This is a genomic window from Tsukamurella sp. 1534, assembly GCF_000312385.1.
In the GTDB taxonomy this organism is placed as follows: Bacteria; Actinomycetota; Actinomycetes; order Mycobacteriales; family Mycobacteriaceae; genus Tsukamurella.
The window spans coordinates 725254-737776 of the sequence record NZ_HE997626.1; the positions used below are offsets into that span (position 1 = coordinate 725254).

The window sequence follows — 12523 nt, forward strand, 5'->3', positions numbered from 1 at the left end:
CACGCCGATCATGCAGCTCCTGTGCGCGGTGCTCCTCCTCGACGAGGAGCTGCCCGCCGAACGGTGGATCGGGTTCGGGATCGTGTGGGTGGCGCTGATCCTGCTCAGCGCGGACAGCCTGATCGCGCTGCGCAGGCTGCGCCGCGGTCAGCTCGCGGGGCGGTAGACCAGCGCGGTCGCCACGGAGGCGACGCCCTCGCCGCGCCCGGTGAGCCCCAGACCGTCGGTCGTGGTGGCGGACACCGACACCGGGGCGCCGAGCAGGTCCGTCAGCAGTTGCTCCGCCTCCGTGCGCCGCGGGCCCACCTTGGGCCGGTTGCCGATCATCTGCACCGCGGCGTTGCCGACCGCGAAACCCGCCTCCGCCAGCAGACCGCGGACGTGGGTGAGCATGCGCGCGCCCGTCACGCCGTCCCATTCGGGGCGCCCGGTGCCGAAGACGGTGCCCAGATCGCCCAGGCCGGCGGCGGAGAGCAGTGCATCGCACAGCGCGTGCACCGCGACGTCGCCGTCGGAGTGGCCGGAACAGCCGTCACCGTCGAACCTGAGACCGAGCATCCAGCACTCCCGGCCCGGCTCCACCGGGTGGACGTCGGTGCCGATCCCGACGCGGGGGACGATCATCTCTGCTCCTCTGCCAGGGCCTGAGCGACCCGCAGGTCGAAGGCGGTGGTGATCTTCATCGCGAGTGGATCCCCGGGAACGGTGACCACGGTGCCGCCGGCCCGTTCCACCAGCCCCGCGTCGTCGGTGGCCAGCTCCCCCGGGGCCGCGTCGTAGGCGGCGCGCAGGGCGTCCGCGGCGAACCCCTGCGGCGTCTGCACGGCGCGCAGGTCCGCCCGGTCGACGGTGGCGACCACGGCACCGTCGGGCGTGACTCGCTTGACCGTGTCCGCGACCGGAAGCGCGGGGATGACGGCGGTGGCGCCGCCGCGCAGGGACGCCACGACGCGGGCGATCATGGCCGGCGGCGTCAGCGGGCGGGCGGCGTCGTGCACGAGTACCAGCTCCGCACGGCCCGCGGCGGCCAGCCCGGCGCGCACGGAGTCGGTGCGCTCCGCGCCGCCCGGCACCACCCGCGCCCGCGGGACGAGCGACCGCGCACCGTCGACGAGTTCGTCCGGGACCATGACGACGACGTCGTCGACCGCCCCGGACGCGAAGAGGCCGCCCACCGCCCATTCGAGCAGCGAGCGGCCGTGCAGAGCCACGAACGCCTTGGGGACGTCGAGCCCCAGTCGAGTACCCCGTCCCGCGGCGGGGACGAGCGCGACGACCGTCAGGAGGCCGCCGCCAGGGCCTCGTCGAGCAGCGACTCGGCCTTCCCGTCGTCCGTCGCCTCGGCGAGCGCGAGCTCACCGACGAGGATCTGGCGGGCCTTGGTGAGCATCCGCTTCTCGCCCGCGGACAGGCCGCGATCCTGTTCGCGGCGCCACAGGTCACGCACGACCTCGGCGACCTTGTTCACATCGCCCGAAGCGAGCTTCTCGAGATTGGCCTTGTACCGGCGCGACCAGTTCGTCGGCTCCTCCGTGTGCGGCGCGCGCAGAACCTGGAACACCTTGTCCAGACCCTCCTGGCCGACCACGTCACGAACGCCGACGACTTCGGCGTTCTCAGCGGGAACCTTGACCGTCAGATCACCCTGTGCGACCTTGAGCACCAAGTACTCGCGCTCACGACCGCCGATGGTCTTGATCTCGATTGCTTCGATCAGTGCGGCACCGTGGTGGGGGTACACAACGGTGTCTCCGACCTTGAAAATCATCTGATCCTTGCCCCTTTCGATATGACCAGGATAACACGGGGGCTTTCGGGGCTGCTCGGCAACGTCGCAGGTCAGGACTCGTCCAGGGCTTGACAAAAGCAGCGCCGGATGTTCTCGGGTGCATTCGGCAACCGGATCGCAACGGTCCGTTCACCGGTAGCGGGCGCCCGACGGCGCGGCGCAACCCGCCTTCTACTACGCTGCGTGGTGACATACTCAGCTCGTCCGCACGCGGGTGTCGCCGCGCACGGGAGGAAACTGGAGGAACCGTGTCCGCACGCACCGTCTCGACCCGCCGCACCGTCACCGCAACCGCCGGTGCCCTGCTCGCCGCCGGCGCCCTGTTCTCGGTGTCCGCCTGCGGCGCGGGCCAGATCTCGCAGACCGCCAACCAGGTCGCGGCGATCAACGGCGCCAACCAGACCTTCGTGGACAAGAAGATCACGATCAGCGACGCCCACGTGCTGTACCCGACCGCGGGCGGCCAGGGGAAGCTCGCGTTCGTGCTCACCAACCTCGACAGCAAGAACCCCGACCGGCTCAAGGCGATCACGGACCAGAACGGCCGCACCGCGTCGATCAGCGGCGACCAGGTGCTCCCGGCCGGCGGCTCGCTGTACGGCTCGGCCCCGCAGGGCGCCAACGAGGACGCCGGCGTGACGCGCCTCAAGGTCACCCTCCCCGTGAACGCCGACTGGCGCCCGGGCCTGACCAACAAGGTCTGGTTCCACCTGGAGAAGGCCGGCTCGCTCCCCGTCGACGTGCCGCTGGACGCGGGCGCCGGCGCCGCCTCGGCCGTGGGCATCACGCCCACCGCCGGTGAGGGCGGCGAGCACGGCAGCGGCGGCGGCCACTAGGCCCCGCGCCTCCCTGTATGGCTAAGGCCAAGGTGCAGTACACCTGCACCGAATGCGGTCACACCGTGGCCAAATGGGTCGGCCGCTGCCCGTCGTGCGGCGCCTGGTCGACCATGGAGGAGGGTGTACCCGCCCGCGTCGGCGCCTCCGGACCGGCCGCGAACGTCGGCCTGACGCTCCCCTCGACCCCCGCGGTCCCGATCACCCGGATCGACCCGAAATCCACCCGCGCGCTTCCCGTCGGCATCGGCGAACTGGACCGCGTGCTGGGCGGCGGCATCGTTCCCGGTTCCGTGATCCTGCTCGCCGGCGAGCCCGGCGTCGGTAAGTCCACGCTGCTGCTCGAGGTGGTGCACCGCTGGGCCACGACGGGCCGCGGCAAGTCCCTCTACGTGACCGGCGAGGAATCGGCGGGGCAGGTCCGGCTGCGCGCCGAACGCACCGGCGCCCTCTCCGACAACCTCTATCTCGCAGCGGAATCCGACCTCGGCACCGTGCTCGGCCACGTCGAGCAGATCTCCCCGACACTCATGGTCGTGGACTCGGTGCAGACGCTGTCCGCCTCGGGCGTCGACGGGGTGCACGGCGGCGTCACCCAGGTGCGCGCGATCACCGCGACCCTCACGTCGCTCGCGAAGGCCTCGGGCATCGCCGTGGTGCTCGTCGGCCACGTCACCAAGGACGGCGCGGTGGCCGGGCCCCGATCGCTGGAGCACCTGGTGGACGTCGTGCTCAGTTTCGAGGGCGACAAGCACTCCACGCTGCGCATGGTGCGCGGCATCAAGAACCGGTTCGGCGCCTCCGACGAGGTGGGCTGCTTCGAGCAGCGCGAGTCCGGGATCGCCGAGGTCACCGACCCGTCGGGCCTGTTCCTGCACCATCGCGACCAGACGGCGCCGGGCACCGCGATCACCGTCGGCCTCGACGGTAAGCGGCCCCTGCTGGGCGAGCTCCAGGCGCTGGTGACCCCGTCGCCGCTGCCCGCGCCGCGCCGCGCCGTCTCCGGCCTGGACTCTGCGCGCGCGGCGATGATCCTCGCGGTGCTGGCCAGCCGCGGCGGCGTCGAGAACCTGGCGCAGAAGGACGTGTACACGGCCACCGTCGGCGGCATGAAGATCACCGAGCCCGCCGCGGATCTCGCTCTGGCACTGGCGATCGCGTCCGCCGCTCGGGACCGCCCACTGCGCCCCAACACCGTCGTGCTGGGCGAGGTGGGCCTCGCCGGCGAGGTGCGCCGGGTGACCGGGCTCGAGCGGCGGCTGGCCGAGGCGCACCGCCTGGGCTTCACCCACGCGATCGTGCCCCCTTCGGTGGAGAAGCCGAGCGTGGGGACGATGAGGATCGCCGAGGCCGGCACCGTCCGTGACGCACTGCACCTCGCGAAGCTCGGCACCGGATAACCTGACCGGCATGAACCGGGACACCGCCTTCGCCGGGAGCGCCGCGCTCCGCGACACCGTGATCCGTGTCGCCCCGGGCACCGTCCTGCGGGACGGAATCGAACGGATCCTGCGCGGCCGCACCGGCGCGCTCATCGTGCTGGGTTACGACGAGGCCGTCGAGAATCTGTGCGACGGCGGTTTCCACCTGGACGTGGAGTTCGCCCCCACCCGGCTGCGCGAGCTGTCCAAGATGGACGGGGCCGTGGTGCTGTCCACCGACGGCACCCGGATCGTCCGGGCGAACGTGCAGCTCATGCCCGATCCCGCGACCCCGACACAGGAGTCCGGCACGCGACACCGGTCGGCCGAGCGCACCGCGATCCAGACCGGCTACCCGGTGATCTCGGTCAGCGCGTCGATGTCGATCGTGCACGCGTACGTCGACGGGATCCGGCACCTCGTGGACGACGCGGCGCCGATCCTCTCCCGCGCCAACCTCGCGATCGCCACGCTGGAGCGCTACCGGCACCGGCTGGACGAGGTGCTGGCGCAGCTCTCCCGCGCCGAGATCGAGGACGTCGTCACGCTGCACGAGGTGTCGCTCGTGATGCAGCGGCTGGAGCTGGTGCGCCGGCTGGCCGTGGAGATCGAGCAGCACGTGCTGGAGCTGGGCACCTCGGGCCGGCAGATCGCGCTGCAGCTCGAGGACCTGCTCGGCGACGTCACGTCGCTGCGGGAGCCCGTTCTCCGCGACTACCTCCCCGGCGGCGACGCGGCGGTGCCCGCGGCGATCCCCCGCATCGACGCCCTCACGGACGCCGATCTGCTCGCCGCGCCGAGGATCGCCGAGGCGATGGGGTTCTCGGGCACCGTCGAGGCCCAGGACGAACCCGTCTCGCCCCGCGGCTACCGGCTGCTCGGGTCCGTGCCGCGGCTCCCCGCGCGGCACGTCGACGCCGTCGTCGGGGCGTTCGGCACGCTGCAGACACTGCTCGCCGCCTCCGCCGCGGATCTCCAGTCGGTCCCGGGACTCGGGACCGACGGTGCGCGGCACGTCCGCGAGGGCCTCTCCCGCATCGCCGAACTCTCCGTCGAACGCTTCTAACCGCGGCCGACCATCTTTCGAGGCGTTCTGCGAACCACAGGCGCCGACTCATCGCAGAACGCTTGGAAAGTTCGCGTGCCGGGATCCCGCGCCGGGGCTGGTGCGTCCAACGAGTATGAGCATCCGCACGCGAAACCTCGTACCCGTGGCCACGCCGTACCAGATCCGCACCGATTACCAGCAGGTCCTACGCGGTGTGCGCCTGCCGAGCGGGCGCGCGGTGACCTTCCGCGACCGGCTCGACGCGGTCCTGCTGCTGTACCCGGACGCGGTGTTCTGCGGCTGGACCGCCGCGGCGCTGCACTCCGTCGCCTACTGCGCCGACCGCCCGATCGAGTTCTGGCATCCACTACCGCGGAGACGGCAGGGGGCGTCATCCGCAGTGGTGCGCTACCCGAGGAGGACGTCCTCGAGCGCGATGGCATCCGCTGCACCACGGCGGTCAGGGCCCTCATCGACATCGGACGGTTCACCGCGGGCGACGACGCGATCGCCGGCATGGACCAGTGCCTGCGCGCCGACTCCGAGGGGCGCACCCTCACCGGCCGCGACGAAGTTCTGCGGTACATCGACGCGCATCCCCGCATGCACAGGTCCCGACGGGTGCGGGCGGCCCTGGCTGAGGCCGACGGGCGTGCCGAGTCACCCCCGGAGACGCACACCCGCCTCCTCCTGCACCGCGACGGGCTGACGCTCTTCACCCCGCAGGTCGTGATCGACGAGGGCCGCTTCCGGTTGGACCTGGGCACCCGCGAGTTCCGCGTGGCAGTGGAGTACGACGGGCGCGACCACGCGGACCCCGGCCAGCAGACCCTCGACGTCGCGCGCCGCAACACTCTTCGGCACGACTACGGCTGGGAGGTGATCGTGGTGACCAAGAAGATCCTCGCGGACGGGCGCTACGACCTCCTGCGGCACGTGCGGTCCGCGCTGCACGAGAGGGGCTGGAGCCCGTCCGCCTGAACATCTTTCGAGGCGTTCTGCGACTTCCGAGGCCGAGATCCTCGCAGAACGCTTGGAAGGATGATGTCAGCGGGTGGTGGTTGGATCACCGCACCACGACACGAGGAGAGACATGACTTTCGCGGAGCGGGTGCAGCGGGCGATCCGGCTGACCGAGCGGCTCAACACGATCCCCTACGACGAGCAGGAGCGGATCCGGGAGGCGTGGAGCGAGCTCACGGGACGGGAGGTCGACGAGACGTTCCGGCTCATCCCGCCCGTCTACTCCGACCACGGGATCAACATCACGACGGGCAAGGACGTGTTCGTCAATCAGGGCTGCCGGTTCAACGACATCGGCGGCATCACGATCGGCGACCAGGTGATGCTCGGACCGGACGTGAGCCTGATCAGCTCGGGCCACCCGCTCGATCCGGCGACGCGGCGGCACGGGATCACGTCGGCGCCCATCGTCCTGGGCCGCAACGTGTGGATCGGCGCCTCGGCGATGGTGATGCAGGGCGTCACGGTGGGCGACGACGCCGTGGTCGCGGCCGGGGCCGTGGTCACCCGCGACGTTCCGCCGCGCACGCTCGTGGCCGGCGTCCCCGCCGCGGTGGTGAAGACGATCGAGTGATCAGTTCCCCGCGCCGGATTCGGGGTCGGCGGCGGGCGCGGGCCTGGTCACGTTGAACGTGACGGGTGCGCTGCGCTTCGAGCCGAACTGGGCGACCACCTGGTAGGCGCCGGCGGCGACGGGCACCCGCTGCGCCTGGCATCCGGGCGCCGAGGTGGTGCCGGCCCACTGCAGCTTGTACCGCAGCTGCTGGCCCGGCTGCAGGACCTCGTTCTTGATGCCGGGCTGGAAGGTGCAGTCGAAGTTGGACCACAGCTGCTTGCTGCCGTCCAGGGTGAGCACGATCAGCTGCTGCTGGCCGGTGCCGATGTCCCGGGCGCAGGGCGAGCTGCCCGCGTTGGTGACGGTGGCCTCGAACGTCGGCTGCTCGCCGACGGCGTAGGTCGGCTTGTCGGCCGCGACGACGACGGAGATGTTGTCGTCCGGGCACGGACCGCCCGCGACGACGGCACCCGGGGTGGGGACGCCCGCACCGGAGGATCCCGAGGACGATGCGGCGCCGGACTGCGAGGAGCCCGACTGCGGCGCACCGGACTGCGAGGACCCCTGCATACCCCCGGCGCCCCCCTGGCCCGGGGCGCCGGACGGAGCCCCGCTGGGCGCCTGGGACGCGGGCAGGCCCGTCGTGCTGGGCGACGACGATGCGGCGGCGGTGTTCTCGGAAGAGTCCTTCCCACCACCGACGAAGATGATCAGCAGCACCACCACCAGGACCGCGAGCAGCGCCAGGACCGCTGCCAGCACGCGGCGGCGCCAGTAGATCTCGGGCGGCAGGGGTCCGTTGGGTTCAAGCACGATTCAACGGTAGCGTTTCCGCGGCCTCATGCCGCTGACCTGCAGCGGCGTGTCGAGGAGTCAGTCGCCGGAGACGGCGCGGAACGGCGTGGTCGGCGCCTCGCCGATGTCGCCCACCGCGCTCCGCAGGTGCACCTTGCCCTCCGCGAGTTCGTAGGTCAGGCCGACGATCGCCACGCTGCCGTCCGCGATCTTGTCCGCGATGATCCGGGAACGCTCGCGGAGCAGCTGCGCGGTCTCCTGCACGTGCTGCGCCGTGAAGTCGTTGACGTCGGACAGCCCCTCGCGCCGACCCGCCAGGATCGACGGGGTCAGCCGCTCCACGATGTCCCGGATGTATCCGGGCGGCATGGTCCCGGTGTCGATCGAGTTCACCGTCGCGGCCACGGCGCCGCAGCTGTCGTGGCCGAGGATCGCGATGAGCGGCACCTTGAGCACCTCGATCGCGTACTCGATGGAGCCGAGGACGGCCGCGTCGATGATGTGGCCGGCGGTGCGCACCACGAACATGTCGCCGAGGCCCTGGTCGAAGATCACTTCGGCGGCCACGCGGGAGTCGCCGCAGCCGAACAGCACGGCGGTCGGCGCCTGTCCCGCCGCGAGTTCCGCCACGCGGGAGTTGCCCTGGTTCGGATGCAGCGGCGTGCCTTCGACGAATCGACGGTTGCCGTCACGGAGCGCGCGCCAGGCGCCGGGGGGAGTCGATGTAGGCATGGGTCAATAATGCCCGTTGTGGGTTCCCCCAGAAACACCGGCCGCGATCCCGTCCCGGATCTCGGCACCGTTCTCGCCTGGTTCGACCGTGCCGAACGCGACCTGCCGTGGCGCCGCGACGGCGTGACGCCGTGGCAGATCCTGGTCAGTGAGGTGATGCTGCAACAGACCCCCGTCGTCCGGGTCGAGCCGGTCTGGCACGAGTGGGTGCGGCGCTGGCCGGCCCCCGCCGACCTGGCGCGGGCGACCGGCGCCGACGCCGTGCGGGCGTGGGGGAAGCTCGGCTATCCCCGTCGCGCGATGCGCTTGCACGCCTGCGCGCAGGCGATCGTCGAGCGGCACGGCGGCACCGTCCCGTCGTCCGTCGACGAGCTGCTGGCGCTGCCCGGGGTGGGCGACTACACCGCCCGCGCAGTCGCCTGTTTCGCGTTCGGGCAGGACGTCCCGGTGGTCGACATCAACGTCCGGCGGGTGCTGGCCCGCGCCGTCGCCGGGGAGTCCGACGCCGCGGCCCCGTCGGCGAAGCGCGATCTGGCGGCGGCCGTCGACGCCCTCGCGACGGTGCCGGAAGCCAAGCGCCCCAGGCTCTCCGCGGCACTCATGGAGCTCGGGGCGCTGGTGTGCACGGCCCGATCGCCGCGCTGCGGCGAGTGCCCCGTCTCCGGCGATTGCGCCTGGCTGGCGGCGGGCGCACCGTCGGGCACGGTGGCCCCGCGCAAGGTGCAGAAGTACGAGGGCACGGACCGGCAGGCGCGCGGGCGCCTGCTCGACGTGCTGCGCGCGTCCGACGGTGCGGTGCCCCGCGCCCGGCTCGACGTGGCGTGGGAGCGCGATCCGGCGCAGCGGGACCGGGCGCTGGACTCCCTGCTGGTGGACGGGCTGATCGAGCAGACCGAGGACGGGTTGTTCGCGCTCGCCGGGGAGGCCTGAGACAACTTTTTATTCACGACTGTAGGAATTGGTGATAGATTCGGGACATGAAGCTCTCAGACGGCCCCCTACGCGTCACCGACCAGGGATTCTTCGGCCCCGACTCCCCCACCTGGAAGGTGTGGGCGGCGCCCACCGCCCTCATCGGGTTCCAGCGCTCCGTGGTGCTGGAGCATTTCGACCCCGACCTGACCGCCGCGGTCGCGGACTCCGCCGGGATCTACACCGATCCGTTCGGCCGGCTCGACCGGACGCTCGCCTACTTCCTGCTCGTCGCCACCGCCGACGGCCGCACCGCGATCGCCGCGTCGGAACACCTCATGGACGTGCACCGCAAGGCCACCGGCATCGAGCCGGTGACCGGGAAGCGGTACAGCGCCAACAATCCCACGTCCCAGCTGTGGATCCACGTGACCGGCTGGCATTCGGTGCTCAAGTGCTACGAGATGTACGGGCCGGGCCCGCTCGCCCCCGACCAGGAGGCGCGGTACTGGCGGGACTGCGTCACGGCCGCGGAGCTGCAGACCTGCGACCCCGCCGACGTCCCCGCATCGCGCGACGAGGTGCGCGCGTACTTCGCCCGGGTGCGGCCTCGGCTCGCCCTCACCGAACGCGCCCGCACGGGCATGCACTACCTGCTGCGCACCCGCGACCGGGGCGTGCGTCTGCGCACCGGCAGCTCGCTCATCGCACCGGCCACCATCGCGACGCTGCCCCGGTGGATGCGCACCATGGGCGGCTTCGATCAGCCGGGCATCGTGGATTCGCTGTATCCGCGGGCGGTCCGGCTCGCGGTGCGCGCCGCGTCCGCGCAGCACTCCGCGGGCACCGTGCGGCTCAGCGGCCTGATCGCTCCGATGACGGGCGACATCCTGCGGCGTCACTTCGCGCAGTCCGCCGAGCCCGCCTCCGGCACCGTCACGCCCGCACAGGCGCGCGAGCAGTACGGCCGCGCGGCGCGCACCGCCCCGGCCTCCTAAGGTGGCACCCATGACTACCTACATCGTGACCGGCGCCAACGGCGGCCTCGGCGAGGTCGTGACCCGCCGGCTCGCGGCGACGGGCGGCCGCGTCGTCATGGCGTGCCGCGACGTCGACGGGGCGCGGCGCATCGCGGACGGCATCGACGGCGACGTCACCGTCGGAAAGCTGGACCTGGCCGACCTCGATTCGGTGCGGGCCTTCGCCGACACCGTCGACGAGGTGGACGTGCTGGTGAACAACGCGGGGCTGATGTACGTGCCGCTCACCCGTACGAAGCAGGGCTTCGAGATGCAGTTCGGCGTGAACCACCTGGGGCACTTCGCGCTCACGGGGCTGCTGCTGGACCGGCTCACGGACCGGGTGGTGGCCGTCTCCTCGGTGGCGCACCGGCAGAACTTCCGGTGGCGGATGGACGATCCGAACTACGAACACCGCCGGTACCTGCGCACCGAGGCGTACGGGCAGAGCAAGCTCGCGAACATGATGTTCGCCCGCGAGCTGCAGCGCCGCTTCGAGACCGCCGGATCGGCGAAGAAGGCCTACTACGTGCACCCCGGCGTCTCCGCGACGGGCCTGTTCGCGCGGACCGACACCCCGCTCGACGCCGTCCTCAAGCCCGCGGTCTCGCTCCTCAACAACCCGCCGGAGAAGGCCGCGGAGGCGTTGGTCCTCGCCGCCACGGACCCCGATCTCGACCCGCACCCGTGGTGGGGCCCCACCCAGCTGATGCAGTCCCGCGGGCCCGTCGGCAAGTGCCCCACCACCTCGACGTCCAAGGACGAGGCGAAGTGGGCCGAGCTGTGGGACGTCTCGGAGAGGCTCACCGGGGTCTCGTACCCGCTCTGACCGCCCCCACCCGGGAATCGGCGGGCGCCCACGCGCGTTGAACACCACATGCGCGTGGACGTCTGGACCGATATCAACTGCCCCTTCTGCTACATCGGGAAGGCCCGCTTCGAGGAGGCGCTCGCGGCCTTCCCGGGCAGGGCGGGCGTCCAGGTGATCCACCGCTCCTTCGAGCTGGACCCGTCCGCCGGCGGTTCGGAGCCCGTGGTCCCGCGGATCGCCGCGAAGTACGGCATCAGCGAGGCGCAGGCCGCCGCGAACGAGCGCGGCCTGGGCGCGCAGGCGCAGGAACTGGGGCTGCCGTACCAGACCGAGGGACGCGACAGCGGCAACAGCTTCGACATGCACCGCCTGCTGCACTGGGCGCTGGAACAGGGACGGCAGGAACAGCTCCTCGACGCGCTCTACGCCGCCAACTTCGCCTCTCCCGAACCGGCTTTCGGCGACCGGGACCGCCTGGTGGCGGTCGCCGAATCCGCCGGATTCGACGGTGCCGCGGCCCGCAGGGTCCTCGAGGACGAGCAGGCCTACGCCGAGAACGTCCGCGCCGACGAGCAGATCGCCCAGCGCATCGGCATCAGCGGCGTGCCCTTCTTCGTGTTCGATTCCACGTACGCCGTCTCCGGCGCGCAGCCGGCCGAGGTGTTCACCGAGGCGATGGAGAAGGCGTGGGCGGACGCCGGCGGGACGCTCACCGTCGTGGGCGGGGACGACGCCGACGCCTGCGGCCCCGACGGGTGCGAGCTGCCGCCCCGCGACTGACCGCCCCCGATCACGGCCCGGGCTGGCAGGACGGGCACCAGAAGATGGACCGCTCGGGCTCGTCCCCTGCACCCAGCAGGCCCGCACGGATCGTGGTGCCGCACCGCAGGCACGGACGTTTCGCACGGTCGTAGACGAAGGCGCGCAGGCCGTTGCGGTCGACCCCCGTCGTGACGCGGATCGTCCGCCCCCGGTTGGCGCGCAGCAGGCGCGCGGCGTCCTCGGCCCAGGCCAGCAGGTCGCCGCAGTCCCGCACCGGTGCCGACGGGTGCGCGCCGCGCAGGAAGCACAGCTCGTTGCGGTAGACGTTGCCCACCCCGGCCAGATTCCGTTGGTCCAGTAGCGCGTGCCCGACGGCGCGCTCCGGATCGCCGCCCAGGTTCGCGGCGGCGCGGCCGGCGTCCCAGTCGGGCCCCAACGGGTCGGGCCCGAGGTGGGCGAGGGCGCCGTCGGCCTCCCGTTCCGTGAGAACGTCAACGGTGCCGAGCGAGAAGCCCACGGCCTGAGCGTCTTCCGTCGCCAGGACCACGCGCGCGGTGTGCGCGGGGCGGCGCCACCGCGCGCCGGGGCGGTAGAGGTGCCACTCCCCCTCCATTTTCAGGTGGCTGTGCAGCACCGCGTCGCCGGCGCGGATCAGGAGGTGCTTACCGCGCGCGGTCACGGCGTCGACGGTGCGCCCGCTGAGGTCGACGGTGGCGTACCGCGGCACCCGGATGTCGCACCCCGTCAGGCGGCGGCCGGTGAGCGCCGCGCCGAGGCGGTCGGCGAGGTTGTGGACCGTGTCTCCCTCGGGCACGCCGT

The 12523-nt window shown here is 72.0% G+C and carries 16 protein-coding genes; 10 read left to right on the top strand and 6 right to left on the bottom strand.

What is annotated here, in order from left to right; genetic code table 11:
• The first annotated feature begins 10 nt into the window (after positions 1-10).
• The gene (locus BN39_RS23800) at positions 11-166 is read left to right on the top strand and encodes a hypothetical protein (protein WP_237741619.1); all 156 of its coding nucleotides are present in this window, start codon (positions 11-13) and stop codon (positions 164-166) included.
• On the opposite strand, the gene ispF is transcribed toward BN39_RS23800, so the two are convergent.
• Genes ispF through BN39_RS03725 form a run of 3 tightly spaced genes read right to left on the bottom strand, consistent with a single transcriptional unit; the run spans position 148 to position 1768 of the window.
• Positions 148-624: a 2-C-methyl-D-erythritol 2,4-cyclodiphosphate synthase gene (ispF, locus tag BN39_RS03715; protein ID WP_019201013.1), complete on the bottom strand. Its 477-nt coding sequence runs from the start codon at positions 622-624 to the stop codon at positions 148-150. The genes BN39_RS23800 and ispF overlap by 19 nt on opposite strands.
• Complete coding sequence (ispD, locus tag BN39_RS03720) at positions 621-1283, bottom strand: 2-C-methyl-D-erythritol 4-phosphate cytidylyltransferase (RefSeq protein WP_081585912.1); 663 nt, start codon at positions 1281-1283, stop codon at positions 621-623. The genes ispF and ispD overlap by 4 nt, the downstream gene beginning before the upstream one ends.
• Entirely contained in the window at positions 1280-1768 is a 489-nt protein-coding gene (locus BN39_RS03725; protein WP_013125281.1) for a CarD family transcriptional regulator, read from the bottom strand. Before BN39_RS03725 ends, ispD begins: the two co-directional genes overlap by 4 nt.
• 269 nt (positions 1769-2037) lie before the next feature.
• Here BN39_RS03725 and BN39_RS03730 point away from each other — a divergent pair, with 269 nt between their 5' ends.
• The 5 genes from BN39_RS03730 (at position 2038) to BN39_RS03750 (ending at position 6691) form a co-directional block, all read left to right on the top strand.
• Positions 2038-2625: a hypothetical protein gene (locus BN39_RS03730; RefSeq protein WP_019201015.1), complete on the top strand. Its 588-nt coding sequence runs from the start codon at positions 2038-2040 to the stop codon at positions 2623-2625.
• Between the two features lie 17 nt (positions 2626-2642).
• On the top strand, positions 2643-4025 hold the full coding sequence (gene radA, locus BN39_RS03735) for a DNA repair protein RadA (RefSeq protein ID WP_040765814.1): 1383 nt from the start codon (positions 2643-2645) through the stop codon (positions 4023-4025).
• Positions 4026-4035: 10 nt separating this feature from the next.
• Entirely contained in the window at positions 4036-5112 is a 1077-nt protein-coding gene (gene disA / locus BN39_RS03740; RefSeq protein ID WP_019201017.1) for a DNA integrity scanning diadenylate cyclase DisA, read from the top strand.
• A gap of 498 nt (positions 5113-5610) precedes the next feature.
• Positions 5611-6075, top strand: a complete 465-nt coding sequence (locus BN39_RS03745) for a hypothetical protein (RefSeq protein ID WP_019201018.1) — start codon at positions 5611-5613, stop codon at positions 6073-6075.
• Between the two features lie 112 nt (positions 6076-6187).
• Positions 6188-6691: a DapH/DapD/GlmU-related protein gene (locus tag BN39_RS03750; protein ID WP_019201019.1), complete on the top strand. Its 504-nt coding sequence runs from the start codon at positions 6188-6190 to the stop codon at positions 6689-6691.
• Here the strand turns inward: BN39_RS03750 and BN39_RS03755 are convergent, their stop codons facing one another.
• Both BN39_RS03755 and BN39_RS03760 read right to left on the bottom strand, forming a co-directional pair.
• Entirely contained in the window at positions 6692-7486 is a 795-nt protein-coding gene (locus tag BN39_RS03755; protein WP_019201020.1) for a BsuPI-related putative proteinase inhibitor, read from the bottom strand.
• A gap of 60 nt (positions 7487-7546) precedes the next feature.
• Entirely contained in the window at positions 7547-8200 is a 654-nt protein-coding gene (locus tag BN39_RS03760; protein ID WP_040765816.1) for a carbonic anhydrase, read from the bottom strand.
• Between the two features lie 9 nt (positions 8201-8209).
• Here BN39_RS03760 and BN39_RS03765 point away from each other — a divergent pair, with 9 nt between their 5' ends.
• Genes BN39_RS03765 through BN39_RS03780 form a run of 4 tightly spaced genes read left to right on the top strand, consistent with a single transcriptional unit; the run spans position 8210 to position 11722 of the window.
• Positions 8210-9130 carry an A/G-specific adenine glycosylase gene (locus BN39_RS03765; protein ID WP_051158816.1) on the top strand — a complete coding sequence of 307 codons (921 nt, stop codon included), beginning with the start codon at positions 8210-8212 and terminating at the stop codon, positions 9128-9130.
• Between the two features lie 47 nt (positions 9131-9177).
• Positions 9178-10110: an oxygenase MpaB family protein gene (locus BN39_RS03770; RefSeq protein ID WP_019201023.1), complete on the top strand. Its 933-nt coding sequence runs from the start codon at positions 9178-9180 to the stop codon at positions 10108-10110.
• Between the two features lie 10 nt (positions 10111-10120).
• The gene (locus BN39_RS03775) at positions 10121-10960 is read left to right on the top strand and encodes an SDR family NAD(P)-dependent oxidoreductase (protein WP_019201024.1); all 840 of its coding nucleotides are present in this window, start codon (positions 10121-10123) and stop codon (positions 10958-10960) included.
• A 48-nt stretch (positions 10961-11008) separates the two neighbouring features.
• On the top strand, positions 11009-11722 hold the full coding sequence (locus tag BN39_RS03780; RefSeq protein ID WP_019201025.1) for a DsbA family oxidoreductase: 714 nt from the start codon (positions 11009-11011) through the stop codon (positions 11720-11722).
• 10 nt (positions 11723-11732) lie between these two features.
• Here the strand turns inward: BN39_RS03780 and BN39_RS03785 are convergent, their stop codons facing one another.
• Positions 11733-12518: an Fpg/Nei family DNA glycosylase gene (locus BN39_RS03785; RefSeq protein WP_019201026.1), complete on the bottom strand. Its 786-nt coding sequence runs from the start codon at positions 12516-12518 to the stop codon at positions 11733-11735.
• Positions 12519-12523 lie beyond the last annotated feature (5 nt).